This is a genomic window from Paraburkholderia sp. CI3 (assembly GCF_050436505.1).
GTDB classification, from domain to species: Bacteria; Pseudomonadota; Gammaproteobacteria; order Burkholderiales; family Burkholderiaceae; genus Paraburkholderia; species Paraburkholderia tuberum.
Window position 1 is genome coordinate 1,522,360 of sequence record NZ_JBNDMI010000004.1, and the last position, 26,307, is coordinate 1,548,666.

Consider the following 26,307-nt stretch of genomic DNA (forward strand, 5'->3'; position numbering starts at 1 on the left):
ACACATGGCATATCTCGTGCTCTTGCTGCGCTCGCTTCAAGACCAAGGCGCGCGCGTCCGACACGATCGGCGACGCACCCTGGACGGGATGTGCGGGACGGCGCGGGGATGCGCCGGACAGCGAAGAACTCGCTGACGTCAACGCACTGCATCGCACGCGCAACTCGCGCCTGCGTTTGCGTGATCGTTCAACGGAAGTGGCCTTAACAACAAGAAGGAGCGCAAGTGAAACAAAAGCGATTGGCCTCAGCCATCAAAAGAATCATCGGAGCCGAGCTGGTGTTGACAGCGGCGTTCGTCCCGCTGGCACACGCACAAAGCCAACCTGATACAGCGGCCGTTCCGACGGCCGCAAGCACGCCAGCGGCGACTCCCCCCGCCGTCAGCAAGCTCGAAAAAGTAGAAGTCACCGGTTCGCTGATCCGCACATCGGACAAGACCGGCAACGTCGAAGTCCAGACCGTTACAGCAAGGGATATCCAGCAAAGCGGCTACACGACCGTGGCCGACTTCCTGCGCGGCATGTCTGCCAACTCCGCGTCCAGTTGGGGTTCCACCACGATGAACGGCACGGCGCCGGGCGGCTCGGGGATCGCATTGCGCGGTCTGTCCGAGAAGTACACGCTGGTGCTGGTCGACGGCCAACGCGTCGCGAACTACGCACAGGCGGTGAACTTCACCGACACGTTCTTCGACGTCAACACGATCCCGCTGAACATCGTCGATCACATCGAAATCGTGAAGACGGGCGCCGTGTCCGCATACGGTTCCGACGCGATTGCCGGCGTGGTCAACATCATCACGAAAAAGAACTTCCAGGGTCTTCAGGTCGACGGGCAGCTCGGCAAGGCACAGCATCCGGGTAACGCTCAGGGCAACTTCAGCGTGCTCGGCGGCTTCGGCGACCTGAACTCGGATCGTTTCAACGTGACGGCAGCCGCCAGCTACTATCGCGATTCCGGTTCGACGCTCGACCAGCGCGACATGACCAAAAACGAAGACTTCAGCCAGTACCCAGGTGGGTCGGCGGGTCCTCTGGGTCCGAACCAGCAGTCATTCTGGCAACTGCCGGACGGCTCGACCGCCGCGTTGAGCCCATGCCCTCCGGGCAGCACTAACGCGGCGGGCGCATCGTGCGTGTACAAGAACGCGAACACGTACTCGCTGATTCCACAGACGACGCGTCTGAACGCGAAGGTGCGTGGCACCTTCAAGATCAACGACGACATACAGGCTTACGCCGACTTGTGGGCGAGCCGCAACGAGACGGTCCAGTACTTCGGCAGCCCGGCCATCAGCAGCGTGTCGAACGTGTTCAATCCAGTGACCGGCTCGGTGTCGCAACTCGACCGCACGGTGTCGGCGCTGAATCCGTACAACCCGTACGGTGTCGATACGCCGATCAACCTGACCTTCCCGGGCATTGCGCAGCGCGCAGACACGGCATCGACGTTCTGGAAGGCCTCGACGGGCGTGAAAGGTTCGTTCACCACGCCGAAGGCCGGCGACTGGGACTGGTCGGTGGACTATGGTCATTCGCAGAGCACGGTCGACACGACGTACTCGAACATGATCAACACGGCCGCGCTTGAAAACCTCCTCGGCCCGAACGGCGGCTACAACTTCGCGAACCCGGCATCGACGCCGAACGGTCTGAACGGCCTGTTCCAGAACGACTACCAGCAGGCGATCTCGAAGCTCGACAGCGTGACGGCGAAGACCTCGACCGGCAATCTGTTCAACCTGCCGGCTGGCCCGGTCGGCATCGGTTTCGGTACGGAATTCCGTCACGAAAGCTCGCTGATCAACCCGCGCACGTACTCGTCGCAAGGGATCGTCGTGCCGGCGAACGTTCAGTCCGTCGACGGCGAACGCAACATCGCGGCTGTGTATTACCAGATCGATATTCCGATCATCCACAACCTGACGTTCACGCAAGCGGGCCGCTACGACCACTATAGCGACTTCGGCGGCGCGTTCTCGCCGAACTTCGCACTGCGCTTCCAACCGGTCCAGATGCTGACGACGTACGCGTCGTACAGCCGTGGTTTCCGCGCGCCGACGCTGATCGAAAACTCGCAGGCAACCTACCTGGCTCACCAGAACCTCGTCGATCCGAACGACCCGAGCGGCGTGCCGACCAAGCACTTCACGACGGAACAGATCAACGGCAATCCGAACCTCCAACCGGAGCACACCAAGAACTACAACATCGGCTTCCAACTGTCGCCGGATGCGTCGACCGATATCGGTGCAGCGTTCTACAAGATTCATATCGACGGCGTGATCGGTACCGACGATCCGAATGCCGTGCTGGATGCCAACGACCCGTCGAGGGTCGTGCGCAATCCTGACGGCACGATCCGCTACATCTCGCAACAGTTCATCAACCTCGGCTCGCTGGATACCGACGGCTTCGACATGAACTTCCGCAAGTCGGTCGGCACGAAGTACGGCACGTTCACGCTGTCGGGCGACTGGGCGTACGTGTGGCACTTCAAGCTGAACAGCCCGGGCGCTGCAACGCAAGACTTTGCGGGTAACAACCTCGCGCTGCTGCAACCGTTCGGTGCGTCGAATCCCCGCTGGAAGGGCAACACGAGCCTGACGTGGGATTACCGCAAGATGACCACGACGCTGAGCTGGCAGTACACGGGTCCGTACACCAACGCAGTGGCAGCCGAGTTCGGCGACGGTGGCACGGGTTCGGTGGCGTCGTATAGCCAGTTCAACCTGATGATGACGTATCGCGGCTTCAAGAACTGGACGATCTATGGTGGCATCCAGAACATCTTCGACAGGACGCCGCCGTTCGACGTGGAGTGGCAATCAACGCCGGACATCACCGGCTACGACCAGTCGCTGTACACGAATCTGGGCCGCTTCTTCCAGATCGGTGCGACCTACCGCTTCTGATCGTCGCAGCGGGCTTTATCGCAGGACCGTAGGTCTCCTCTTGCCTCTTCTTCGTTGTTGAAGAGGATTGGCGGCGGTGCCTCGCGCACCGCCAGCTTTTTTGCTATTCGGATGCCACTTGAAATACGCAATGAAACCGATTCACGCCACTCGGGCGGCGTTGGCCGCGTCGGCGCTCGCCCTTCTCTCTCCCGCCCACGCCGTGACGATCCCGCCCGGCGTCACGCTCGCAGCCACCCAGGAACTCACGCGGCAAACACCCGTCGAGGCAGAATCGATCGACCCCGCGCATATCGAATCCTGGGCCGCTAATACCATCGGCCTCGACCTGTTCGAAGGCTTGACGCGAATCGCCGCCGACGGTGCGGTCGTGCCGGGCGTCGCGCAATCGTGGAGCCGCAGCGCGCCCGATACATGGATCTTCAAGCTGCGCCACGACGCGCGCTGGAGTAACGGCGAGCCGGTCACGGCCGCCGATTTCGTCTATTCATGGCAACGCGTGGTCGATCCGAAGACCGGCTCGAAATACACGATCCTGGTCGAGTTCGTGAAGAACGCGAAGGCGATTCTGGCGGGCAAGGCGCCGCTCGCGAGTCTCGGCGTGCGCGCGGTCGATCCGTACACGGTAGAGGTCAAGACCGAAGACCCGACCGCGTTCTTTCCCCAACTGACCGCAATGTCGACGATGGCGCCGGTGAACCGCGCGACGGTCGCGAAGTACGGCGACGAATGGACCCGTCCCGGCCACATGGTCAGCGACGGTGCGTATGCGTTGAGCGACTGGCAACCGGGCAACCGTCTCGTGATGGTGAAGAACGACAAGTACTGGGATGCGAGCAAGGTCGCGATCACGAAAGTCACCTATCTGCCGATCGAAAGCGACGAAACGGCAATGCGGATGTATCAGGCCGGCCAGTTTGATTACACATATTCGATTCCGTCCGGCATCTATAACCAGGTCAGCAAGCAGTTCGGCTCCGAACTGAAGACCGGGATGTTTATCGCCACCTACTACTACTCGCTGAACAACGCCGACCCGGCCTTCAGGGACAAGCGCGTGCGCGAGGCGCTGTCCATGGTGATCGACCGCAACCTGCTGACGTCCAAACTGACCGCAAGCGGCGAGTTGCCGCTGTACGGCCTGATTGCAAAAGGCACGCAAGGCGCGGCGCAATTCCAGCCCGACTGGGCCGCGTGGCCGATGGCGAAGCGCATCGAAACCGCGCGAGACCTGCTGAAACAGGCGGGCTATTCCGCTGCAAAGCCGTTGACGTTCACGCTGACATACAACACCAACGACCTGCACAAGAAGGTCGCGCTATTCACGACGTCGGAATGGCGCACCAAGCTCGGCGTCAACGTAAAGCTCGAAAACGTCGAGAACCGCGTGCTGCTGAAAATGCGCCACGACGGCAAGGTGCAGGCGTCGCGCGACGGCTGGTTCGTCGACTACAACGACGCGATGTCGTTCTTCGATCTGATCCGCTGCAACAGCGTGCAGAACGACCAGCACTACTGCAATCCGAAGGTCGATGCGTTGATCGATCAGGCGAACCAGCAGATGGACGAAGCGAAGCGCACCGCGATGCTAACGCAGGCGCACGACATCGCGATGAACGACTATCCGCTGATTCCGATGTTCCAGTACTCGGCGGTGCGGCTCGTGAAATCGTATGTGGGCGGCTATTCGCCGACCAACTACGTCGATCAGCGGCAGTCGCAGGACATGTACATCATCAAGCACTGAGCGCAAGGAGCCTTGCCATGCTGGCTTATACATTGCGCCGCGCGTTATGGGCGATCCCGACGATTCTCGCCGTGATCACCGCGTGCTACCTGCTGCTGCACCTGACGCCCGGCGGCCCGTTCGATTCGGAGAAGCATCTGTCGGCGGCCGTGCTTGCCAATCTCGACGCGAAATACCACATCGATCAGCCGCTGTGGAAGCAGTATTTGCTGTACATCGACTCGCTGCTGCACGGCGATCTCGGCGCGTCGTTCCGTTACACGGACTGGTCGGTCAGCGAACTGGTGTGGAAAGCCCTACCGGTCAGCCTCGGCGTCGGCGGCATTTCGGTGCCGATCGCGCTGGTGATCGGTGTGGCGCTCGGCACGGTTGCGGCGGTGCGCCGCAATGGCGTGATCGACTATGGCGTGATGTTGCTCGGCAATCTGGGCGGTGTGGTGCCGCCATTCATCCTCGGCCCCGTGCTGGTGTGGGTCTTCGCGATCCTGATCAAGCGCGGCGAGCATGGTCTGCTGCCCGCTGGCGGTTGGGGTGACGGCGACTGGCACTACCGCGTATTGCCGATCGTACTGCTCGTGATCATCAACGTATCGACGATTGCGCGCGTGATGCGCGGCAGCATGATCGAAGTGCTGTCCGGCAATTTCATTCGGACCGCGCGCGCGAAAGGTCTGGCCGGCCGCACCATCGTCTTGCGTCATGCGCTGAAACCGGCGCTGATGCCGGTCGTATCGCTACTCGGCTCGCTGTGCATTTCGTCGATCACCGCCGCGGTCGTCACCGAATCCGTATTCGCGCTGCCCGGTCTCGGGCAACTGGTCGTGAACGGCGCGATCAATCGCGACTACACGCTGGTGCTCGGTCTGGTCGCATTGATTACGGCATTCGCGGTCCTGTTCAATCTGCTGGTCGATCTTGCTTACGCATGGCTCGATCCGCGCATCCGGTACTGACATGAAGATTCGTCGATTCAACCTGGCCGCGCGTGCGTTCGTCGCGCCGCCGGCCGATGCGGCGTCCGCAGGCGGCTGTATGTCCGGCGGCATCGTCACGAAGGCTTCGCGCGGACCGTTCGCGATTGCCGGTATGCGCTTTTTGCGTAATCGCGCGGCATTTGCAAGTCTCGTAATCCTGCTGCTGATCGTCGTCGCATGCTTTGCGGGGCCGCTGTCTCTGCCCAACAATCCGGTCGACAGCGACTGGGGATCGATCAGTCTGCCGCCGTCGTGGCTCGGCATGCATCTGTTCGGTACCGACGAACTCGGTCGCGACCTGCTCGCGCGCACGCTGGTGGGCGGGCGCGTATCGCTCGAAGTCGGGTTGCTCGGCACGCTGGTGTCCGGACTGATCGGCGTCGCGTGGGGCGCGACAGCCGGCTTCATGGGCGGACGCGTCGATGCCGTTATGATGCGCGTCGTCGACGTGATGTACGCGATTCCGTACATGCTGATCGCGATCATGATGATGACGCTGTTCGGCCGCGCATTCTATCTGGTCGTGCTGACCATCAGCGCGTTTTCGTGGCTCGATATGGCGCGCGTGGTGCGCGGTCAGACGCTGTCGCTGCGTTCGCGCGAATTCGTCGACGCGGCGCGTGCGACTGGCGTCAGCACCCGCGCCATCATCGCGCGGCATATCGTGCCGAACCTGATCGGCGTGGTGGTGGTGTATGCCACGGTCACAGTGCCGTCGATCGTGCTGACGGAATCGGTGCTGTCGTTTCTCGGACTCGGCGTCCAGGAGCCGATGACGAGTTGGGGCGTGCTGATCGAAGACGGTGCCCAAAAACTCGAATCGATGCCGTGGCTGCTGCTCTGCCCAGCCGTCATGCTGTGCGTGACGCTTTATTGCGTGAACTTCGTCGGCGACGGTCTGCGCGACGCTCTCGACCCCAAGGATCATTGACATGGCGCTACTCGAAGTGAAGGACCTGAGTGTGCGCTTCACGCGCCGCGAAGGACCGCCGGTCGATGCGGTCCAACGCGTGTCGTTTTCGCTCGACGCGGGCAGCACGCTGGGCATCGTCGGCGAATCGGGGTCGGGCAAGAGTCAGACCGTGATGGCGCTGCTCGGTTTGCTGTCGTCGAACGGCAGCGTGTCGGGCACCGCACTGTATCGTGGCGAAGACGGCGGCGATCTGCTGACGATGAACAACGCAGCGCTGAACAGGATTCGCGGCAACCGGATCGGCATGGTGTTTCAGGACCCGATGACGGCGCTCAATCCGTTTTTGACCATTGAACGGCAGATGACGGAATCGCTGCAATTGCACAAGAAGCTGTCGCGTCGCGAAGCGCGTCGGCGTGCCATCGAGGTGCTCGACACGGTGCGGATTCCCGATGCCGCACGCCGCATCGGCATGTATCCGCATGAGTTTTCCGGTGGTATGCGGCAGCGCGTGATGATTGCGATGGCGTTGCTGTCCGAACCGGAAATTTTGATTGCAGACGAACCGACTACCGCGCTCGACGTCACCGTTCAGGCGCAAATCATCGAATTGCTGCGCGAACTGAATCGCGAGCGCGGCACGGCAATCGTCCTCATCACGCACGACATGGGCGTGGTCGCCGGTTTGTGCGATACCGTGATGGTGATGTACGCAGGGCGCACGGTCGAGCAGGCAGACGCGCGCGCGCTGTTCGCCGCGCCGACCCATCCGTACACGATTGGCCTGCTGAACGCGCTGCCGCGCATCACCGACGACGACGACCGCCCGTTGCAAACCATTCCGGGCAATCCGCCTTTGCCGGGGCAAATCGGCGCGGGCTGCGCGTTCGCACCGCGTTGTTCGTTTGCAGACGATACTTGCCGCACCACAGTGCCCTCGCTCGACGCGCGTAGCGATCTGGCGGGTGCATTGCGCGCGTGCCACCGTCCGGTTCCAGCCATTCTGGGGGCCGTTCGATGAACCAGCATTCCGCTTGCAACAGTACCGAACCGCTGCTGTCGGTGAACGAACTGAAGGTGCATTTCAGCGTGCCGCGCGGCAAATTACCGTGGTCCGGCAAGGCCACGCTGCGCGCTGTCGACGGCGTGTCGTTCGATGTACGGCGCGGCGAAACCGTCGGGCTGGTGGGTGAATCCGGTTGCGGCAAGTCCACGCTCGCGCGCGCGATCGTCGGTCTTGCGCCTGCGTCGGGCGGCAGCGTCAAGCTTCATGGCGTCGAAACCGTGCAAGGCGCGAAGCGCGATCTCGGCATCTTGCGGCGCGACGTGCAGATGATCTTTCAGGACCCGCTGGCGTCGCTCGATCCGCGCATGACGATCGAGCAGATCGTCGCGGAGCCGTTGATCACGCATCGGCCCGATGTCGCGCGCGCCGATGTGCGCGCTCGCGTGCTGACCATCCTCGAACGCGTCGGCCTGAATGCGCAGCATCTGCGGCGCTATCCGCATGAGTTTTCGGGCGGGCAATGTCAGCGCGTCGGAATTGCACGGGCATTGATCAGCGAGCCGCAACTCGTGATCTGCGATGAACCGGTGTCCGCGCTCGACGTGTCGATTCAAGCGCAAATCGTTAATCTATTGCGCGACTTGCAACGCGAACTGTCGTTGTCGCTGCTGTTCGTCGCGCACGATCTGGCCGTGGTGAAAGCAATCAGCCATCGCGTGATGGTGATGTATATGGGGCGCGTGATAGAGTTCGGCGAAAAACGCGCGGTGTACGCGGCACCTGCGCATCCCTATACCCGTGCATTGCTGTCGGCCGTACCGGTTCCCGACCCGACCGTCGAGCGCGCGCGACGGCATCTGCTGCTTCAAGGCGAGATTCCGTCGCCCTTGCAACCGCCGTCGGGATGCGCGTTCCGCACGCGCTGCCCCGCCGCGATCGACGCATGCGGCGATGCGCAACCGCAAGCGGTTTCCCGGCAAGGTGATGGACGGCGGGTTGCGTGCATCCGGGTTCCCGTTCCTACCGAATAGCGCCTGTTTCATGGGCGCGAGTTCAACAACCGGGACAGCGGCGAAAGCCCACGCTCGACCGGCCCGAACTGATGGCCTGGTGATGGGCCAAAAGCAAAAAGCCCGTTCAAGTTCCCATGAACGGGCTTTGTCTGGCGGAGTGGACGGGACTCGAACCCGCGCCCCCCGGCGTGACAGGCCGTATCATATAGGCTGCGACGCCGGACTGGCATGGCGTGTGACTCCCGAGTAACGGAACACCACTCGTGAAATGGTATATCGATACGTATATCAGGACCACATCAAGTCAAATATTTATTGAAAATCAACAGCTTGTGCAACCGATGAAAATCGCCACCTGGAACGTCAACTCCCTCAAAGTCCGCCAGCAACACGTCATCGACTGGCTCGCGAGCAGCGGCACCGACGTGCTGTGCCTGCAGGAACTGAAGCTTCCCGACGAAAAGTTTCCGCGCGCCGAACTCGAGGCGGTCGGCTATCGAAGCTGGTACGCGGGTCAGAAAACCTATAACGGTGTCGGCATTCTGGTGCGCGAAGGTTTGAACGTCGACGAAAGCAGCATCGTGCGCAACATCCCCGGTTTCGAGGACCCGCAGCAGCGCGTGATCGCGGCAACCATCGACGGCGTGCGCATCATCTCCGCGTATTTCCCCAACGGCCAGGCGCCCGGCACCGACAAGTTCGCGTACAAGCTGCGCTGGCTCGACGCGCTGCACGACTGGCTCGCAACAGAGATGACGCTGCATCCGAAGCTCGCCTTGCTCGGCGACTACAACATCGCGCCCGACGATCGCGACGTGCACGATCCGAAGGCATGGGAAGGTCAGAATCTGGTGTCGCCCGAGGAACGCGCGGCGTTCGTGCGGCTGATCGGCCTCGGCCTGCTCGACGCGTTCCGCCAGTTCGAGCAGCAGGAAAAAATCTATTCGTGGTGGGACTACCGGATGATGGCGTTCCGTCGCAACGCGGGACTGCGCATCGATCACATCCTGCTGTCGAAGGCATTGGCCGACATCTGCTCGGCGTGCGACATCGACAAGGTGCCGCGCAAGTGGGAGCAGCCGTCGGATCACGCGCCAGTGTTCGCGCAGCTGGGCTGATCCGGAATACGGCGACGAAACGAGGCAGCGCTGCCTCGCGTCCCTATTGCTTCAAGCGCCGCCCAGCACACCCCACAAGAACCCGAACACCATCGCATCATGCTCGGCCTGCTCCAGCTCATCGGAGCCGCCGTGGCCGCCTTCCGTATTCTCCCGATACCACACGTGCTGCGCGCCCAGCGCCTGCATGCGCGCGGCCATTTTGCGCGCATGGCCGGGATGCACGCGATCGTCGGCGGTCGACGTCGTGAATAGCACCGGCGGATACGCGACACCCGCCGCGAGGTTGTGATACGGCGAATACGCGGCGAGCGCACGCGCTTCATCGGGTTCGTCGGGGTCGCCGTACTCGTCGATCCACGAGGCGCCCGCATGCAGCAGGTGATAGCGGCTCATATCGAGCAACGGCACCTCGCAGACGACCGCGCCGAATAGCTGCGGCCGCTGCACCATGCAGGCGGCCACGAGCAAACCGCCGTTGCTGCCGCCCTGAATGCCGAGCTGCGCGGCGCTCGTCACGCCGGTCGCGATCAGCGCCTCGGCGACCGCGATGAAATCATCGAACGCACGCTGGCGATGCTCGCCTTGCGCCGCCGTGTGCCAGCGCGTACCGAACTCGCCGCCGCCGCGAATATGCGCGACCACGTACACGCCGCCGCGTTCGAGCCAGCCGATGCCCTGCCCCGTCAGATAGCTCGGCAGCAGCGGAATCGCGAAGCCGCCGTAGCCGCTCAGCAGACATGGGCGCGGCGGGCTTTCATCGCCCGGCGATGACTGCGCTTCCTTCGGCCCAATCACCGTGTAGGGTACGCGCGTGCCATCGGCCGATACCGCATGTCCGCGCGTCACCGCAACGCGCGTCGCGTCGAACTGCGTCGGCCAACGATCGAGCAACTCCCATTCGCCAGGCTCCTCGAACGCGAGATCGGAGAGCCAGTAGGCGGGCGGTTGCAGATAATCGTCGGTGTCGACGAACACTTCGTCGTTCAGTGTCGACTCGACCGGCGACACGTCGACCTGCGCATCGCCGCGCGACGCGAACACGCGCTCACGCCACTGCCAGGTGCCGTCCTCGCGCTGCGACGGCGTCCAGATCAGCGTCTTGCCGCGCACGTCGTCGAGATACGACACGATCAGATGATGGCGCGTATGCGACCACTCGCAGGCCGAGGTAAGCGGCGTCGGCGTGAAGAGCGGCGTCACGTCGCGCTCGCCGCGCAGAAACGCGTCCTCGCGAATCGCGAGCAGCGCGCCACCCGGATAGCGTGCGAGATTGCCGTCCCACTCGCACTCCCAATCGAGCCGCGGCTCGAGCAACAGCCAGCCCTGCCACGCCCCCACCGCGACGTGCGACGGCACTTCGTAACGATGCCAGGCGTCGCTAGCGTCGTCGAGGTAATACGTGTGCGAATCGAAAAAATCGACGCTGCTCGTCACCGTATGCCGGCGATCGACCGGATCGTAATGCGCCTCCACGCCGATGTCGCCAAACTCGCCGCGAAACACGACGGGCGCATCGGCGAGCGCCGTACCGCGGGTCCAGCGCCGCACGTCGCGCGGATAACCGGAGCGCGTCAGCGTCTTGCGCCCATTGTCCCAGCCGACGTACAGCGTATCGTGATCGATCCACGACACCGTGTGCTTGCCCGCCTTCGCAATCGCGAAGCCATCGTCGACGAAACGCCGCGCGTCGAGATCGAACTCGCGCACGACGAGCGCATCCGAACCGCCCGGCGACATCGTGATCAGCGCGCGGTCGCCGTCCGGATAAAGGATATCGAGATCGACGCAGACCCACGGCGTGCCGTCGGCTGCGCCGAGCGCGTCGAAGTCGAGCAGGTTCTGCCACACCGGCGCGCCGTTGCGCCATGCGGCCCACACGGTGCGTCGCCAGATACCGCGCGGATTGCGCTCGTCCTGCCACAAATCGTAGGCCCAGTCCTTCCAGCGATCCGGAATCACCGGACGCTCGCGCGGCAGATAGGCATCGGCGAGCCGCCGTCTGAGCGAGTCGAACGACTCGCCGCTGCACCACGCCACGCGGGTGCGCGCATTCTGCGCGTCGACCCATGCGAGTGCGTCAGCGTCGTACAGCTCTTCGAGCGACAGGAAAGGATCGGGGGAAAGCGGCCACCCGAACGGGGCGGGAGAAGCTGAAGAAGCTGGCATCGTCGGCTGTTGGATCGGAACAGCGTTGATTATGCCTCGTGCGCGGTGGTTGACGGTTTGCCGCGGGGGTTTGCCGCGGGGCGCGATGCAACAACGACGAAGGCGGCCTGAGCCGCCCCCGCCTGCCATGCAGCATCGCTCAGAACGAGCGTGTCAAGGCTCCAGATTGAGCTCCTGAATCTTGCGCGTAATCGTATTGCGCCCGATGCCGAGCCGCTCGGCCGCCTCGACCTTGCGGCCGCGCGTGAAGTCGAGCGCCTCGCGGATCACGGCCGCTTCGAAGCGGCGCGCGAGTTCGTCCATCACGTCGGCCGCGTTTTCGCGCAGCATGCGCGCGACTTCGGTGCGCAAGCCACCTTCCCATGCGCTCAGCGCGGTGGCGACCGACGCACCGGCCGCCCCACCCGGATGCACGAGCGCGCCGCCGTTCGTGGCAGCGAGCGGCACGCCGCCCGCGATTCCCGCATGGGTCGCCACGGTGCCATCCGTCGTCGCGCCGGCAGCGGCGCCCCCACCAGGCTCGCTCCCGGCGCCGTGCGCGGGACCGAGATCGGGCGGCAGATCCTTGGTTTCGATCGTCTGCGCGGGCGCCATCACCGTGAGCCAGTTCGCGAGGTTCTCGAGTTGCCGCACGTTGCCCGGAAACGGCAGCGACGCGAGATACGCGACCGCCTCCTCGGACACGCGCTTCGGTTCGACGCCGAGATCGCGCGCACTCTTTTGCAGGAAATGCCGCGTCAGCAGCGGGATATCCTCGTTGCGCTCGCGCAACGCGGGCAAGCGCAGACGGATCACGTTCAGACGGTGATACAGGTCCTCGCGAAACAGTCCCTGCCGCACGCGCGATTCGAGATTCTGGTGCGTCGCCGCGATCACCCGCACATTCGCGCGCAACGGATTGTGGCCGCCCACGCGATAGAACTGCCCGTCCGACAGCACGCGCAACAAACGCGTCTGCAGATCGAACGGCATGTCGCCGATTTCGTCGAGAAACAGCGTGCCGTTCTCGGCCTGCTCGAAGCGTCCCTGGCGCATCGCCTGCGCGCCGGTGAACGCCCCGCGCTCATGACCGAACAGTTCGGACTCCAGCAAATCCTTCGGAATCGCGGCCGTGTTCAACGCGATGAAGGGGCCGTTCGCGCGTGGGCTATGTCGGTGCAACGCACGCGCGACCAGTTCCTTCCCGGTGCCTGATTCGCCGGTAATGAGCACGGTGGCCGCCGAATGCGACAGGCGGCCGATCGCGCGAAACATGTCCTGCATCGCGGGCGCCTGGCCGAGCATCTCGGGCGCTTCGGCGACGCGGTCGTCCCACGTCTGCTCGCCGCGCATGCTTTCGTCGACCGCGCGGCGAATCAGCTCGACGGCCTTGTCGACGTCGAACGGCTTCGCCAGATACTCGAACGCGCCGCCCTGGAATGCGGCGACCGCGCTATCGAGATCCGAGAACGCGGTCATGATGATGACCGGCAAGCCCGGCACCTTGTCGCGTACGGTTTGCAGCAACTCCAGCCCGGAGCCGCCAGGCATGCGGATATCGGAGACCAGCACCTGCGGGCTGTCGTGATCGAGCGCGGCCGACGCTTCGCGCACGTTCGCGAAGCTGCGCGTCGCGAAGTTCTCGCGCGCCAGCGCTTTCTCGAGCACCCAGCGAATTGATTGATCGTCGTCTACTATCCAGATCGGCTTCATATAGGTCGGTCAGAAGTCTTGAGGTGCTTGTGTTATCTAGAGATCGAGCGGCAGCAGAATCTGAAACTCGGTATGGCCCGGCCGGCTGTCCACCTCGATCAGACCTTCGTGCTGCTGCACGAAGGTCTGCGCTAGCGTGAGACCGAGACCGCTGCCGTCCTCGCGCCCCGACACGAGCGGATAGAAAATGCGGTCGCGAATCTCTTCGGGAATGCCTGGGCCGTTGTCGATGATATGCAAGTCCAATGCCAGCTTGCACAGGCGTTTTGAAATCGTGACCTTGCGCGCGATGCGCGTGCGCAATTCGATGCGCGCATCGCCCTGCGAGATCCGCTCGCGCAACGCCTCGGCCGCATTGCGCACGATGTTCAGCAGCGCCTGGATCAGTTGCTCCTTGTCGCCGCGCAGATCCGGCACGCTGACGTCGTAGTCGCGCTCGATCGTCAGGCCGCGCGGAAACTCCGCGAGAATCACCTGACGCACGCGCTCGCACACCTCGTGAACATTCACGTCGCCGACGATATGCGGATGCCGGTGCGGTTCGAGCAAGCGGTCGACCAGCGTCTGCAGACGGTCCGACTCCTTGATGATGACCTGGGTGTACTCGCGCAACTCGTCGCGCTGACGTTCGCCGAGTTCGAACTCGAGCAGTTGCGCGGCGCCGCGAATCCCGCCCAGCGGATTCTTGATTTCGTGCGCGAGATTGCGGATCAGATGCTTGTTGACGGCCGTCAGGTCGTTGATGCGCTCTTCGCGGTCGGTGCGCAGATGCCGCTCGTTCTCGAACAGTTCGAGCGACACGTAGTCCTGCGCGCTTTCCAGAAAACCGACGATCGCATGCACGTGCAGCGGCTCATGGCCGGGACGCTCGAGCACGGCGTCCAGATGCGTCGCGTGAAAACGGTGCGCGGCGATCGCGGTGATCGTCGCGACCAGTTCGTCCGCGTTCGAGAAGATGTCCGGCCACGCCATCTGCGTGAGTTGCTTGCGAGACAACTCCAGCATCGACTCCGCCGACGGATTCGCGAACGCGACGCGCAGCGTGCGCTTCTCGAGCACCAGCAAGACGGTCGGCAGCGCCTCGAAGCCTGGCAGCAAGCCAGAACTCACGAGCTGCATGTCGTCCGACAGCGTCTGTTCGTGTCCTTTCCTTGCCTTGATCAGATTCTTGAGAACCATCTTGCAGTCTGGCCGGTAGGAGATGGTGATAAATCAGGAGTGCTGCTTTATTGTGCTTCACCGAATGCCGTGTTGCCCGCGCGCGGCCGGCCATGCGTGCGGCCTAACGAAAAAGGGACGGCGCCGCCGTCCCTTCGTGACCGATCGCGAGCGTCGGGCAAAGCGCTTCGCCGGGTGAAGGGCGAAGCGCCATGGCCGCTTACAGCGAGTAATACATTTCGAATTCGATCGGGTGCACCGACTGACGATAACGCTGCAGTTCCGTCGTCTTCAGTTCGATGTACGCGTCGAGCATCGCATCCGTGAACACGCCGCCGCGCGTCAGGAACTCGCGGTCCGCGTCGAGCGAGTCGAGAGCCTGGTCGAGGCCCGCGCACACGGTCGGGATCTTTGCATCCTCTTCCGGCGGCAGGTCGTACAGGTTCTTGTCGGCGGCTTCGCCCGGGTGAATCTTGTTCTGTACGCCGTCCAGACCCGCCATCATCAGCGCGGAGAAGCACAGGTACGGATTCGCCAGCGGATCCGGGAAGCGCGTTTCGATACGGCGGCCCTTCGGGTTCGACACGTGCGGAATTCGGATCGATGCCGAACGGTTGCGAGCCGAGTAAGCGAGCTTGACCGGCGCTTCGAAGTGCGGCACGAGACGCTTGTACGAATTCGTACCCGGGTTCGTGATCGCGTTCAGCGCGCGAGCGTGCTTGATGATGCCGCCGATGTAGAACAGCGCGAATTCCGACAGACCTGCGTAACCATTGCCCGCGAACAGGTTCTGGCCGTCCTTCCAGATCGACTGGTGAACGTGCATGCCCGAACCGTTATCGCCGACGACCGGCTTCGGCATGAACGTTGCCGTCTTGCCGTACGTGTGCGCGACGTTTTGGATGATGTACTTCAGTTGCTGCGTCCAGTCGGCGCGCTGCACCAGCGTCGAGAACTTCGTGCCGATTTCATTCTGGCCCATGCCCCCCACTTCGTGGTGATGCACTTCGACCGGAATGCCGATCTGTTCGAGCAGCAGACATATTTCCGAACGGATGTCCTGGAACGAATCGACCGGCGCGACCGGGAAGTAGCCGCCCTTGGTGCCCGGACGGTGGCCGGTGTTGCCGCCTTCGAATTCCTTCGCCGACGACCACGGTGCTTCTTCCGAACCGATCTTCACGAAGCAGCCCGACTGATCCGTGTTCCACTGGACCGAGTCGAAAATGAAGAATTCCGGTTCCGGACCGAAGTACGCGGTGTCGCCAAGGCCCGAGCTCTTCAGGTACGCTTCGGCGCGCTTCGCGAGCGAGCGCGGGTCGCGCTCGTAGCCCTTGCCGTCAGCCGGTTCGACGACGTCACAGGTCAGCACGAGGGTCGATTCTTCGTAGAACGGGTCGATGAAGGCCGTGTTCGCGTCCGGGACCAGCAACATATCCGATGCTTCGATGCCCTTCCAGCCGGCAATCGACGAACCGTCAAACGCATGGCCGCTTTCGAACTTGTCTTCATCGAATGCCGACACCGGCACCGAAACGTGTTGTTCTTTGCCGCGCGTGTCGGTGAAACGGAAGTCGACAAACTTGACGTCTTCGTCCTTGACGAGTTGAATGACGTCGGCCACGGATTTACTCATAACCTATCTCCTGATTAACAATTTCGGCGGATTCAGCCGCCGCCCAATCTAGCTGACCCATCCCGGCACGTCCACTTATATGGCGTCGCGGGCGGAAAATTCTGCCGGGATAAATCGATCGGCACCAATAAAGCAGATAGTGTGCCACCTCTGGACCTCGGATGGGCCAATCCGGCGCACACCATTGCGCCGCTGACGTTTGCCGGCCACGCACGAGGCGAGAGCAGCCTCGCAAACAAACGTGCAGGCATCGCAACGCACCAATCTCGCACATTCACCGCTTTGGAAACGACGATCACTACCATTTTGGTGCATGCAGCAGGAAATGCACCATATTTGCGCATCGAGGTTGGGACGGCGCCCGCGACTGCCTGGCGCCGTCCAGTCTACACAGGTCTGTGCGCTGCCTGCAGCGCGCTAGAATGATCATTTGGTCCGAAGGAGATTGACGCTCATGAGCACGCTCGAACAGCTTTACGCGAAGGCGGACGCCCGCCGCACCGAGAACCAACTGCCCTACGCGGGCGCGGTATCGCCGGCCGAGGCGTTCGAACTGCTGGAACTCGATCCGCGCACGCGTCTCGTCGACGTGCGTACCCGCGCCGAGCTCGACTGGGTGGGCCGGCCGGTGATCGGTGATGGCCAATACGCGCATGTCGAATGGACGCGCTATCCGGGCGCGGTGCCCAATCAGGAGTTCGTGCAGCAACTCGCGCAGGTCGCCTCGCCCGACACGCCGGTGCTGTTCCTGTGCCGCAGCGCCGCGCGCTCGAAGCTCGCCGCGATCGCCGCGACCCAGGCCGGCTTCACGAAGGCGTATGACCTGCTGGAAGGCTTCGAAGGCGACAAGGACGGCCAGGGGCATCGGAAGACGGTGTCGGGATGGTGTTTTCGCGGCTTGCCGTGGATCGGAGCCTGATGACGCGTGGCGCACTGCCCGCATCGGCGGAAGCCCGTGGCGCGGCGCTGAAGCACGCCGATTGAAACGGTTCGCGCCGACCACGCATTGATTGCATCGTCGGCGCGGGTTGTGACACTGCGATGTCGCGGTTCGCGCCAACCTAACCCTCAGGCGCGGACCGCTTGTTTCGTCGAGCGCCGCGCGCGCGGCGCTCCATTGTGTTCAGGGCGCGGCCGAAATCCCGAACACGTGCAACTTGCCCGCGCTGACCTGTTTCGGCAGCGTGACGCTCGCCACGAGCTTGCCCGGCGGCATCGCGATAGTCTGCCCCACCGCCACCGCGTTATCGAGCGGGCCGCCAGACAAGACGAAGCTCGCGCCACCGAAGGAGAACGGTTTGCCCGGCACCGCGCCCGCCGCCGTCAAGACCTGCGACGAGTAGCTGAACAGCGAGCCGTCGAAGTCCGCACCCAGACCATCGGTATTCGGTGCTGCCGTCGCTGCCGATGCCGGGGTTGTTGAATGCGTCGGCCACATTCCGCGCGAGCGGCACGCCATACGAAGGGGGTGCGTCCGCCGCGCTCGTCCCCCACCGGGAGGGAGACGAACCCATCACGAAGTTCAGCGTGGCGCCGTTGGCGAGCGCCTCGATGTCGAGCCACGAACCATGGTGGGCCGCACCGTTGACGCTCAGGCTCTGCACATACTTCGCGCTGGGCGCACCGGGCGCATGGATACGCAGCGTCTTGCCGTTGCCCAGATGAACGGTGATCGACGCAAACTGCGGACTGCCGATCGCGAGACCGCCGACACCCGGTATCTCCGGATAAAGACCCAACGCCCCCCACACGTACCATCCCGACACCGCGCCGAGGTCGTCATTGCCGGGCAAACCGTTCGGCCCTGTGCCGAAGGCGCTCGCCATGATCTGCTGGACCACGTTCTGCGTGCCCGACGGCGAACCCGCCCAGTTATATAGCCACGGCACCTCGAAGGTCGGTTCGTCGCCCATATAGAAATTGGGCAGACTCATCCCCTCGTTCAACACCGTAAAGAACGCGTTCAGGCGCGACACCGCCGCCGTGTTGCCGCCCACTTGCGCAAACGGTCCGACCGGGTTGAACGGCACCATCCACGTGTACTGCCCGGCATTGCCTTCGACATAGTTGTTGGTGCTGCTCTGCGTCTGGGCAATCCAGCTTCCGTCCGAGTTGCGCGCGGCGATCAGAGGCGGCGGCAGCGACGTGTTGAGCAGGTTCTGCCAATAGGCCGAGCGGCTCAGCAGCATCTTCTGGATCGTTGAATTGCCCAGTTGGCCGGCAAACTGCGAAATGGCGAAATCGCTGCTCGCGTATTCGAGCGTCGACGATGCCTGCCCCCATTCGCCATTCGTGATGTAGCCGAACTGCAGATAACTGGCGCGGCCGCCGTTCGTGGTCACGCCATTGCACGCCGTTCCGGGAACGTTGGCCATCTTGATCATGTGCTTCAGCGCGCCCGAGGTATCGAACGCTCGCGCGCCGAATGCATAGGCGCCCGCCACGATCAGCGAGCCGGCGTCGCCGGGCATCACGCCATCCTCGACGTTGTCGTTGACCCAATGCGGAATCGCGCCGCACTGATCCGCATCGTTGACTAGCGACTGCGCCATATCGCTGGTTTTCTGAGGAAACAGCGTGGCTTTGAGCGCAATCAGCGAGCGATAGATGTCCCAGCCCGAAAAGCTGGTGTACTGCGCCGCGTGGCCCGCGCTAACCGTATGGACCTGCTGGTCGAAGCCGATATATTGGCCGTTGGAATCGCTGAATACGCTCGGCGCCCACAGCGCGTGATAGAACGCCGTATAAAACTTCGTCAAGCGCGGACGTGTCCTGACTGCTCACCTGAATCGTATTGAGGGCCCGCTCAGCTTCACGGCTTACCCGTGGCCGCTGCCGCCGCTGCTGCTGCCGCCGCTTCAGGCTCGACGATATCGCCACCGAGCAGATGCACTCCCTCTCGCAGTTTCACGAACGCCGCGGCGACGGCTTCCGGTTCACCCTTCACACCCAGATCGATGTGATGCCGCGCATACACGCCGCCGCGCTCCGCATCCCCGACGCTCGGCAGGCTGAACACCCGCACGCCCGGAAAATCGCGCTCGATTTTCTCCATCAGCGGCGTCACGCGCGACTCCGGCAACTCGAACACCAGCAGCGATTTTTCAGCGTGCGGCGTCGTGTGATGCAGATGCGCGTACTGCGTGTCGAGCACCCACTCGATCATCGGCCAGGCCATCACCGGGAAACCCGGCACGAAATGGTGTTGGCGGATCGAAAAGCCCGGAATCTTGTTGTAGCCGTTCGGAATGATGTCGGCGCCCTGCGGGTACGTGCCCATATTCAGGCGATGCCGGTTCTCGGGCGAGTTCAGATCGAGCGGCGCCGGCGAGTTCGCCGGATACATGTCGCGGATACGCTCCTGGATCAGCTTCGCGGCTTCCGGATGCAGCTCGAGCGGCACGCCGAGCGCGGCCGCCGCGCACTGGCGCGTGTGGTCGTCCGGTGTCGCACCGATACCGCCCGTCGAGAACACGATGTCGCCCGACGCGAACGTGCGCCGCAGCGTCGCCGTGATGCGCTCCGGATCGTCGCCGATGTACTCCGCCCAGCCGAGCGACAGCCCGCGCCCGCGGAGCAACTCGATGACCTTCGGCAGATGCTTGTCGACGCGTCTGCCCGACAGGATTTCATCGCCGATGATGATGACGCCAAATGCCATTGCCGCCTCTTTCGTTTGATCAATAGGGAACCGGCGCGACCTCGCGCGCGCCACCAGGCGCTTCCGCCCGCATGCGCTGCAGCGCGCGCAGGCAGTAGTTGCCGAACCATAGCGCCGAGAACACGAGGATGAACGCGTAAATCCAGATCGTCACCGTCGTGATCACCGGGAACAGCACAATCAGCCATACCGACGACGCCCACAACAGCGTCGGCAGCGAACCTAGCAGGCCGCTCACGATACCGATCAGCAGCAACGGCAGCCGGTGGCGCCGCACCAGTTCGCGCCGCTCGTCGCGCGTCGCATGCAACGAGAGCGCGTCGTAGGTCATCACGCGATACGTGAGCCATCCCCACAGCAGCGGCGGAATCAACGCGAAGAACGGCGGCACGAGCCACAGCGGCAACGTGACGATCAGCAGCGCCAGACACAGCAGCGTGGTCCAAAGCGCCTGACCGAGGCTACCGTACCACGTTCCGCCGTGGCGCATCTCCAGCCCGGTGAACTGGCGGGCCGCGAGAAAGCGGATCACGGCCGGCATCGACAGCATGGCGATCAGCAGCAGCACCGTGACGACGATCAGCGGGATCGCCATCGCAATCACGATGAACGGCGCGATGACCGCGTGCAGCGTCGAAAAACCGAGCACGTCGAACAGATGATAAAGCGTGGCGGTGAAGGACCAATCGTCGAGCCAGGTGCGCGTCGCGCCGGTCAGCGTCTGCCAGAAGAACCACAGGAGTACGCCCCAGCCGACCGTCGCGACGATAAACGGTTTGAAGGTCAGCCAGAGCATGCGCGGATGCAACGCGCTTGCGAGTGCGCGCCCAAACGAGCGCAACAGATCATTCATGCGAGCCAGTGCCTGCGAACGAAACGATGGACGGGAGAATCGCGCCGCGCCCGGGCCAGGCATGCTGGGGCACTGGAGGGTGCGCTCGAACGTGCACAGCATAAACCAAGGGAGGCGCCGCCGGCGGAAGTGAGCAGCACGGCGGAGTGCGCGCTCGAATGGATCCGCAGTGGACTCAGAACGGACTTTGAACCGACTCAAACGGCAGCGGTGTCGTTGCCGGGTGCGCGGCGCTTCGATACGAGGCGATGCGCGATGCGCACGAAGGCGAACCAGTGCTGCGCCCAGAATCCATCGCCATAGCGGCGGCCTTCGAGCTGATCGCTGATACCGGTCGGCTCCGTGTCGCGGCTCCACGACACGCTGCGGAACAACATGTCCCACCACGGGAACAGCACGCCGAAATTGCAACCGTAATTGAGCCCTTCATGACCGTACCCGATCGCGTGGTGACGGCGGTGGAACGCCGGGCTGACGAGCAGCCGCTCGCCGAGCCAGCCGTAATACAGGCGGATGTTCGCGTGCTGCACGCTTTGCGCGAGATTCGTGATCGCAACCAGCACGACGAACTGCGACGGCGGCACACCGATTGCGAGCGCGATCATCGCGAAGAACGACGCCTGCAGCAGATCGTCGAGCAGATGGTTGCGATCGTCGGACCACAGCGACATCTGCCGCTGACTATGGTGTACCGCATGCAGTTCCCACCACACGCCGAAGCGGTGCTGCCAGCGGTGATACCAGTAGCCGGCGAAATCGAGTACGAGCAGATACATGACGAACGTGACGAGCGGCTGCGTGGTCACGCCGGGCCACAGGTTGTCGAAGTTCAGGTTCGCGATGCCGTGCAGCCGCAGCCAGCCTTGCACGTTGTCGAAGAACGGTTGCAGCGCGAAGAAAAAGAACAGGTTCAGAATGCCGAGCTTGGCGATCCACGTGTACAGCACGTCGACGCGCACGGCCTTGCGGTTCTCCCATTGCTCGACCGGGCGCAGCGCCTCGAGCGGACGCAGGATCGCGTACATCGCGAGCACCTCGAGCACACCGACGATGAGCCAGTACAGGCTGTCGTAGGTGTCCTCGTCGTAGTCCATCAGATCGAACCGGAACAGCAGCGGCTGCACCACGTCGACGTACAGCCACGTCTGCGCGGCTGAAACGAAGCTGTCGAGTGAGGAGAAAATCAGATGGAACATAATGCTGGCCTGTTACTTCATCCTTGGTGGCTCGTGGCGTCCTGGCTCTGCCCTGTTGCCCTCAGGCACTGTCGGGCGCCCTCAGGCCCCTCAAGCGCCGTTCGGCGCCGTCACCGGCGCGCGGTCGAAGAAATAGATGCCGTGCGGCGAGCGGCCCACCGCAATGGTCTGGATCAGCTTGCGCGTGTTGAGATCGATGATGCCAACGTGCTTCGCGAAGCGGAAGGTCACCCACAGATAGCGTTTGTCGGCGGAAAGTTCCATATCGTCCGGTCCCGGCATCAGGCCGGTGATGTCGCCGACGTTGGTGAGCGTGTCTTCGTCGATGATGCTGATCGTGCTAGCGACGCGGTTCGACACCGCGACATGCTTGCCGTCGGCGAGCGAGCGGAAATTGTGAGCGCCCTTGCCCGTGTGAATCGTCTTGACGACCTTCTGGTTGCGCCAGTCCACCACGGCGACGCAGTCCTCGCCGGTCATGCCGACGAGCAGGTACTTTTCCCCCGGCGTCATCCACAGACCCGCGGGCACCTTGCCGACCTTCATCTTCCATTTGACGGTTTGCGTGGGCAGGTCGATGGCGGCGAGCTCGCCCGAGATCTGCAGCGAGACGAACACCGTCTTGCTGTCATTCGAGAACGCCATGTGGCTCGGCATCACCGCGAGCGGCAGCCGTGAAGCCAGCGTCATCTGGTTTTTCTGGTTGTCGTAGTGATAGATGTCGCGTCGATCGAGCCGCAGTCCCGTAGTGACGAGCCACTTGCGATCAGGCGAAAAACCGATCTGATAGGGATCTTCGATGTTCTCGACCCAGCGCTGTAACTGCCCCGTTTTCGGATCGACGAACATCAGGCTGTTCGACACCGAATTGGCGACGATCAGCGAGGAATTGTCCGGCGTGGCCATCAGGTGATGCGGTTCCTTGCCCGTGGGCACGGTGCCGATGACCTGGCGGCTGTTCTCGTCGATCAGGCTCAGCGTGGCCTCGCCGGAATTGAGCACGATCACGTTATTGGCGTGCGCCGCCGGAGAAAAAAAGCCTGCGGCGGCGACCAGCACCGCGGTCGCGGCGAACGTGGCACTCAAGCCGGGAAGAAAAAATTTACGCATGAAAACTCGCTTCGGAGAACAACGGTCATTGTAGAACGTTTGCCGGTCCGGACGGTTGACGTAAGTCACTGGCGACGACCGAAAAATGACGGGTGCGATGAAGCGCGGCCGCGTGCGGGAGGTTTCGTCCGCCACGTCCGGTTTGATGCTCGCGCCGTGGGTTTTCGAGTGAGGAATCAATGTGCTCTCCCTGTCAGGGTCAATCATGCATCAGCCACACGTTAAAATCGCGCAAATGATTAGCGGGAACAATAAGAATACTCCTCTTTCCTTATCAATAAAAACCTAGCCGTATTAATATATTTTTTAGCCCGATTGAATTTCGGAGTTGGCTGATATCTGAATTGCACGCGGACATCGGAGAATTCTCCATACGCGCCGCCCCGGTAGCGCCTCCCCCATGAATCCCGAGCGCACATCGCCGGCCTGACGCGCGCTCGGCCAGATAACGCAAGCCTTACCAATGACCGGCGTTTTTGTATTTTCAATATTTTCAAACCCACCAGGCAATAACTTCACGTCAAAGTCGGAATAAGCGCTGCGTGCCACTAAGCACAATAATGCGGAGGATTTTTAATTGATGAACAAGAATATTTCGATAATTCGCCATACCACGTCTCAAATAAAAGTCGCAGCGCCGCGAACTGCCTGCCTGCAAACACACCGTGCTTCCGCGCGCCAGAAAAGCATCGCCCGGGCGGTTCGAAGTACCGCGGGTGTTGCAATAGCGGCGGCGGCCCTTTACGTCACGGAAGCGACAGGCGCCGGCGTCGATTCCGTCGAGGTAGGCACGGCCAGCGCGCCCGGCGACATCGCGGTCGCGATAGGTGCACAGGCCACCGCAAGCGGCAACTCATCGCTGGCGGTCGGCTCGCAGGCGAACGCGCAAAACGACGGCACGATCGCGGTAGGGGCGAACGCCACGGCGCACGGCGATAGCGCCGTCGCCATGGGCCTCTCCTCTTCCGCACAAGGCGAAGGCGCGAGCGCCTTCGGGCCTTATGCGAATGCGCAAGCGGAACGCGCGACCGCGGTCGGTCTGAACGCGTCGGCGCTTGGCGTCGACTCGGTCGCAGCGGGCTCCGGTTCAATAGCGGCGCACTCGGCCGCCTCCGCGTTTGGCTCCCTGTCCACGGCAACCAGCGTCGGATCGACCGCGCTCGGCTATGTCGCTCAGGCCGGAGGCGCCAGCTCGCTCGCCGCCGGAGCATGGGCCTCGGCGCTCGCGGACTCGAGCGTCGCGCTTGGCAGTAATGCCGTCGTCAGCGGCGTCGGCGCCATCGCCCTCGGCGTTGCCGCGCAGGCACGCGGCGCCTACGCCAGCGCAATCGGCTTCGGCGCAACGGCCGCGGGAGCCGGCGCGACCGCGCTCGGCAGCAACGCAAACGCGAGCGCCGACAATAGCGTCGCGCTAGGCGCCAACGCCAGCACCACGACGGACCTGTCGCAAAGCGCGTTTGTGCCCGTGGGAACGGGCGCCACCCCGATCGCGGCCTCCAGCGCGACGGGCGAAGTCTCGCTCGGCTCGGCGAACAATGAGCGTCGCCTGACCAACGTCGCCGCGGGCGCCGCGCCCACCGACGCGGTCAACGTGAGCCAGTTGAGCGCGGTCGACAACAAGGTCGATGCACTCGCTCAAAGCAGCGCGCTGCATTACTTCAGCGCTGCTGACCCGGCTGACGGCTCCAACGAGGCGCTCGCAGACGGCACGCACGCGCTTGCCGTGGGCAGCAACGCCAGCGCTATGGGCAGCAACGCAACCGCATTCGGCACCAGCGCCAGCGCCAGCGCAACCGACTCGACCGCGATCGGCGCGGGCGCCGTCGCCGGCACGGCCGACGCGACCTCGCTGGGCGCGTCAGCGTCGGCCTACGGCTCCGGTGCGACGGCGCTCGGCTCGAACGCCACGGCGAGCGGCGCCGGCGCCCTCGCGCTCGGCTCCGGTGCCAGTGCAGCCGCCGACAACGCACTTTCGCTCGGATCTAACTCGAGCGCGCTAGTTGCAAACTCCGTCGCGCTCGGCCAGGGCTCGATCGCCGATCGCGCGGGTACCGTGTCGGTCGGTTCAACGGGCAACGAGCGCCAGATCACCAACGTCGCGGCTGGCACCGCCGACACCGATGCGGTCAACGTCGCCCAGCTGAAAGCGGTGAGCGACCAGAGCAGCGCGACCGCAGCGAAGCTCGACGGCGCGGTCATGTACGACACGAACGCCGACGGCAGCATCAACCGGAACAGCGTTACGCTCGGCGGCGATACCACAGAGGGCACCGTCATCCACAACGTCGCAGACGGCGTACAGGCGTCCGACGCGGTCAACCTCGGTCAGCTGAACGCGGCGCTCGAAGGCGCGATCAATAACGCGACCATCGGCTCGGCCGACGCGTTGTTCAGCGCGGCAGGCGATAGCGCGACTGAGAGCGCGCAGGCGTCCGGCGCGCACGCGATTGCGGCCGGGGCGAACGCGCGGGCGAGCGGCGTCAATACGGTCGCCGAGGGTGCGAACGCAGAGGCGGCCGGCACGAACGCGATTGCCGTCGGAGCGAATGCACAAGCAAGCGGCACCAACGCGGCAAGCATCGGAGCGAACGCCATCGCCAGCGGCAACAACGCGACGGCGGTCGGTGCCGCGGCCAGCGCGAGCGCCGACAACGCGGTGGCGTTAGGCCAGGGCTCCATCGCCGACCGAGCGAACACGGTATCGGTTGGCGCGGCGGGCCAGGAACGCCAGATCGCCAACGTCGCGGCCGGCGTGCGAGGCACCGACGGGGTCAACGTCAATCAGTTGCAGCAAAGCGTGAGCGGCGCGATCAGCGCGTCGAATCGCTATACCGACGACCAGATCCGCTCAGCCCGTCGGGACAGCTACGGGGGCACGGCATCGGCGCTCGCGATGGCAGCTTTGCCGCAAGCGGTCCTGCCGGGACACGGCATGGTCGCCATGGCGGGTGGCACGTACGGTGGTCAATCTGCGCTCGCAATCAGCGTGTCGCAGTTGTCGGACACCGGCAAATGGATCTACAAGGTCCAAGGCAGCACCGACTCTCGCCGACAGTTCGGCGCATCGATCGGCGCGGGGATGCATTGGTGAAATCAGCTCGTGCGAACGTATCGGACCGAGTCCGGCCGCGACGGTGCTCAGAGG

The 26,307-nt window shown here is 63.5% G+C and carries 17 protein-coding genes and 1 pseudogene; 9 read left to right on the forward strand and 9 right to left on the reverse strand.

All coding sequences use genetic code 11. The features are described 5' to 3' along the window. The first annotated feature begins 225 nt into the window (after positions 1 to 225). The 7 genes from OKW29_RS28375 to xth all read left to right on the forward strand — a co-directional run bounded on the left by OKW29_RS28375 (position 226) and on the right by xth (position 9,687). Positions 226 to 2,916 carry a TonB-dependent receptor plug domain-containing protein gene (locus OKW29_RS28375; protein ID WP_429293426.1) on the forward strand — a complete coding sequence of 897 codons (2,691 nt, stop codon included), beginning with the start codon at positions 226 to 228 and terminating at the stop codon, positions 2,914 to 2,916. Between the two features lie 130 nt (positions 2,917 to 3,046). After that, the gene (locus tag OKW29_RS28380; protein ID WP_429293427.1) at positions 3,047 to 4,663 is read left to right on the forward strand and encodes a peptide ABC transporter substrate-binding protein; all 1,617 of its coding nucleotides are present in this window, start codon (positions 3,047 to 3,049) and stop codon (positions 4,661 to 4,663) included. Between the two features lie 17 nt (positions 4,664 to 4,680). Continuing rightward, a complete protein-coding gene (locus OKW29_RS28385) occupies positions 4,681 to 5,616 on the forward strand; it encodes an ABC transporter permease subunit (RefSeq protein ID WP_184022273.1) in 936 nt (311 codons plus the stop codon). Between the two features lie 79 nt (positions 5,617 to 5,695). Continuing rightward, positions 5,696 to 6,568, forward strand: a complete 873-nt coding sequence (locus OKW29_RS28390) for an ABC transporter permease (protein ID WP_429294958.1) — start codon at positions 5,696 to 5,698, stop codon at positions 6,566 to 6,568. Between the two features lies 1 nt (position 6,569). Beyond that, positions 6,570 to 7,571: an ABC transporter ATP-binding protein gene (locus OKW29_RS28395; RefSeq protein ID WP_429293428.1), complete on the forward strand. Its 1,002-nt coding sequence runs from the start codon at positions 6,570 to 6,572 to the stop codon at positions 7,569 to 7,571. Then, complete coding sequence (locus OKW29_RS28400; RefSeq protein WP_429293429.1) at positions 7,568 to 8,587, forward strand: ABC transporter ATP-binding protein; 1,020 nt, start codon at positions 7,568 to 7,570, stop codon at positions 8,585 to 8,587. The genes OKW29_RS28395 and OKW29_RS28400 overlap by 4 nt, the downstream gene beginning before the upstream one ends. A gap of 323 nt (positions 8,588 to 8,910) precedes the next feature. After that, entirely contained in the window at positions 8,911 to 9,687 is a 777-nt protein-coding gene (xth, locus tag OKW29_RS28405) for an exodeoxyribonuclease III (RefSeq protein WP_090800854.1), read from the forward strand. Between the two features lie 51 nt (positions 9,688 to 9,738). On the opposite strand, the gene OKW29_RS28410 is transcribed toward xth, so the two are convergent. From OKW29_RS28410 to glnA, 4 genes are all read right to left on the reverse strand, one after another. Continuing rightward, the gene (locus tag OKW29_RS28410; protein WP_429293430.1) at positions 9,739 to 11,856 is read right to left on the reverse strand and encodes a prolyl oligopeptidase family serine peptidase; all 2,118 of its coding nucleotides are present in this window, start codon (positions 11,854 to 11,856) and stop codon (positions 9,739 to 9,741) included. Between the two features lie 153 nt (positions 11,857 to 12,009). Continuing rightward, positions 12,010 to 13,548, reverse strand: coding sequence for a nitrogen regulation protein NR(I) (gene ntrC, locus OKW29_RS28415; protein WP_429293431.1), 1,539 nt, complete (start codon positions 13,546 to 13,548; stop codon positions 12,010 to 12,012). A 36-nt stretch (positions 13,549 to 13,584) separates the two neighbouring features. Beyond that, complete coding sequence (gene glnL / locus OKW29_RS28420) at positions 13,585 to 14,727, reverse strand: nitrogen regulation protein NR(II) (protein ID WP_429293432.1); 1,143 nt, start codon at positions 14,725 to 14,727, stop codon at positions 13,585 to 13,587. A 199-nt stretch (positions 14,728 to 14,926) separates the two neighbouring features. Continuing rightward, positions 14,927 to 16,342, reverse strand: a complete 1,416-nt coding sequence (glnA, locus tag OKW29_RS28425) for a type I glutamate--ammonia ligase (RefSeq protein ID WP_429293433.1) — start codon at positions 16,340 to 16,342, stop codon at positions 14,927 to 14,929. Positions 16,343 to 16,796: 454 nt separating this feature from the next. Between glnA and OKW29_RS28430 the strand changes: the two genes are divergently transcribed. Continuing rightward, a complete protein-coding gene (locus OKW29_RS28430) occupies positions 16,797 to 17,261 on the forward strand; it encodes a rhodanese-like domain-containing protein (protein WP_184022229.1) in 465 nt (154 codons plus the stop codon). A gap of 204 nt (positions 17,262 to 17,465) precedes the next feature. On the opposite strand, the pseudogene OKW29_RS28435 reads toward OKW29_RS28430, so the two are convergent. From OKW29_RS28435 to OKW29_RS28455, 5 genes and pseudogenes are all read right to left on the reverse strand, one after another. Next, positions 17,466 to 19,141, reverse strand: a pseudogene (locus OKW29_RS28435) (GH92 family glycosyl hydrolase); the annotation flags it as partial. Between the two features lie 13 nt (positions 19,142 to 19,154). Beyond that, a complete protein-coding gene (locus OKW29_RS28440) occupies positions 19,155 to 20,003 on the reverse strand; it encodes a competence/damage-inducible protein A (protein ID WP_429293434.1) in 849 nt (282 codons plus the stop codon). Between the two features lie 19 nt (positions 20,004 to 20,022). Next, positions 20,023 to 20,856: an EI24 domain-containing protein gene (locus tag OKW29_RS28445; RefSeq protein WP_429293435.1), complete on the reverse strand. Its 834-nt coding sequence runs from the start codon at positions 20,854 to 20,856 to the stop codon at positions 20,023 to 20,025. A gap of 197 nt (positions 20,857 to 21,053) precedes the next feature. Beyond that, entirely contained in the window at positions 21,054 to 22,052 is a 999-nt protein-coding gene (locus OKW29_RS28450) for a sterol desaturase family protein (protein WP_429293436.1), read from the reverse strand. A gap of 90 nt (positions 22,053 to 22,142) precedes the next feature. After that, positions 22,143 to 23,162 (reverse strand): beta-propeller fold lactonase family protein, encoded by a 1,020-nt coding sequence (locus OKW29_RS28455; RefSeq protein WP_429293437.1) that lies wholly within the window; start codon positions 23,160 to 23,162, stop codon positions 22,143 to 22,145. 580 nt (positions 23,163 to 23,742) lie between these two features. Here OKW29_RS28455 and OKW29_RS28460 point away from each other — a divergent pair. Beyond that, entirely contained in the window at positions 23,743 to 26,253 is a 2,511-nt protein-coding gene (locus tag OKW29_RS28460) for a YadA family autotransporter adhesin (protein ID WP_429293438.1), read from the forward strand. The last annotated feature ends 54 nt before the right edge of the window (positions 26,254 to 26,307 follow it).

What these genes read in the sequence shown, in the direction of transcription:
- OKW29_RS28380 (WP_429293427.1), top strand. Translation starts at nt 3,047, where the DNA reads ATGAAACCGATTCACGCCACTCGGGCGGCGTTGGCCGCGTCGGCGCTC.
- OKW29_RS28385 (WP_184022273.1), top strand. Translation starts at nt 4,681, where the DNA reads ATGCTGGCTTATACATTGCGCCGCGCGTTATGGGCGATCCCGACGATT.
- OKW29_RS28390 (WP_429294958.1), top strand. Translation starts at nt 5,696, where the DNA reads ATGTCCGGCGGCATCGTCACGAAGGCTTCGCGCGGACCGTTCGCGATT.
- OKW29_RS28395 (WP_429293428.1), top strand. Translation starts at nt 6,570, where the DNA reads ATGGCGCTACTCGAAGTGAAGGACCTGAGTGTGCGCTTCACGCGCCGC.
- OKW29_RS28400 (WP_429293429.1), top strand. Translation starts at nt 7,568, where the DNA reads ATGAACCAGCATTCCGCTTGCAACAGTACCGAACCGCTGCTGTCGGTG.
- xth (WP_090800854.1), top strand. Translation starts at nt 8,911, where the DNA reads ATGAAAATCGCCACCTGGAACGTCAACTCCCTCAAAGTCCGCCAGCAA.
- OKW29_RS28410 (WP_429293430.1), bottom strand. Translation starts at nt 11,856, where the DNA reads ATGCCAGCTTCTTCAGCTTCTCCCGCCCCGTTCGGGTGGCCGCTTTCC.
- ntrC (WP_429293431.1), bottom strand. Translation starts at nt 13,548, where the DNA reads ATGAAGCCGATCTGGATAGTAGACGACGATCAATCAATTCGCTGGGTG.
- glnL (WP_429293432.1), bottom strand. Translation starts at nt 14,727, where the DNA reads ATGGTTCTCAAGAATCTGATCAAGGCAAGGAAAGGACACGAACAGACG.
- glnA (WP_429293433.1), bottom strand. Translation starts at nt 16,342, where the DNA reads ATGAGTAAATCCGTGGCCGACGTCATTCAACTCGTCAAGGACGAAGAC.
- OKW29_RS28430 (WP_184022229.1), top strand. Translation starts at nt 16,797, where the DNA reads ATGAGCACGCTCGAACAGCTTTACGCGAAGGCGGACGCCCGCCGCACC.
- OKW29_RS28440 (WP_429293434.1), bottom strand. Translation starts at nt 20,003, where the DNA reads ATGGCATTTGGCGTCATCATCATCGGCGATGAAATCCTGTCGGGCAGA.
- OKW29_RS28445 (WP_429293435.1), bottom strand. Translation starts at nt 20,856, where the DNA reads ATGAATGATCTGTTGCGCTCGTTTGGGCGCGCACTCGCAAGCGCGTTG.
- OKW29_RS28450 (WP_429293436.1), bottom strand. Translation starts at nt 22,052, where the DNA reads ATGTTCCATCTGATTTTCTCCTCACTCGACAGCTTCGTTTCAGCCGCG.
- OKW29_RS28455 (WP_429293437.1), bottom strand. Translation starts at nt 23,162, where the DNA reads ATGCGTAAATTTTTTCTTCCCGGCTTGAGTGCCACGTTCGCCGCGACC.
- OKW29_RS28460 (WP_429293438.1), top strand. Translation starts at nt 23,743, where the DNA reads ATGAACAAGAATATTTCGATAATTCGCCATACCACGTCTCAAATAAAA.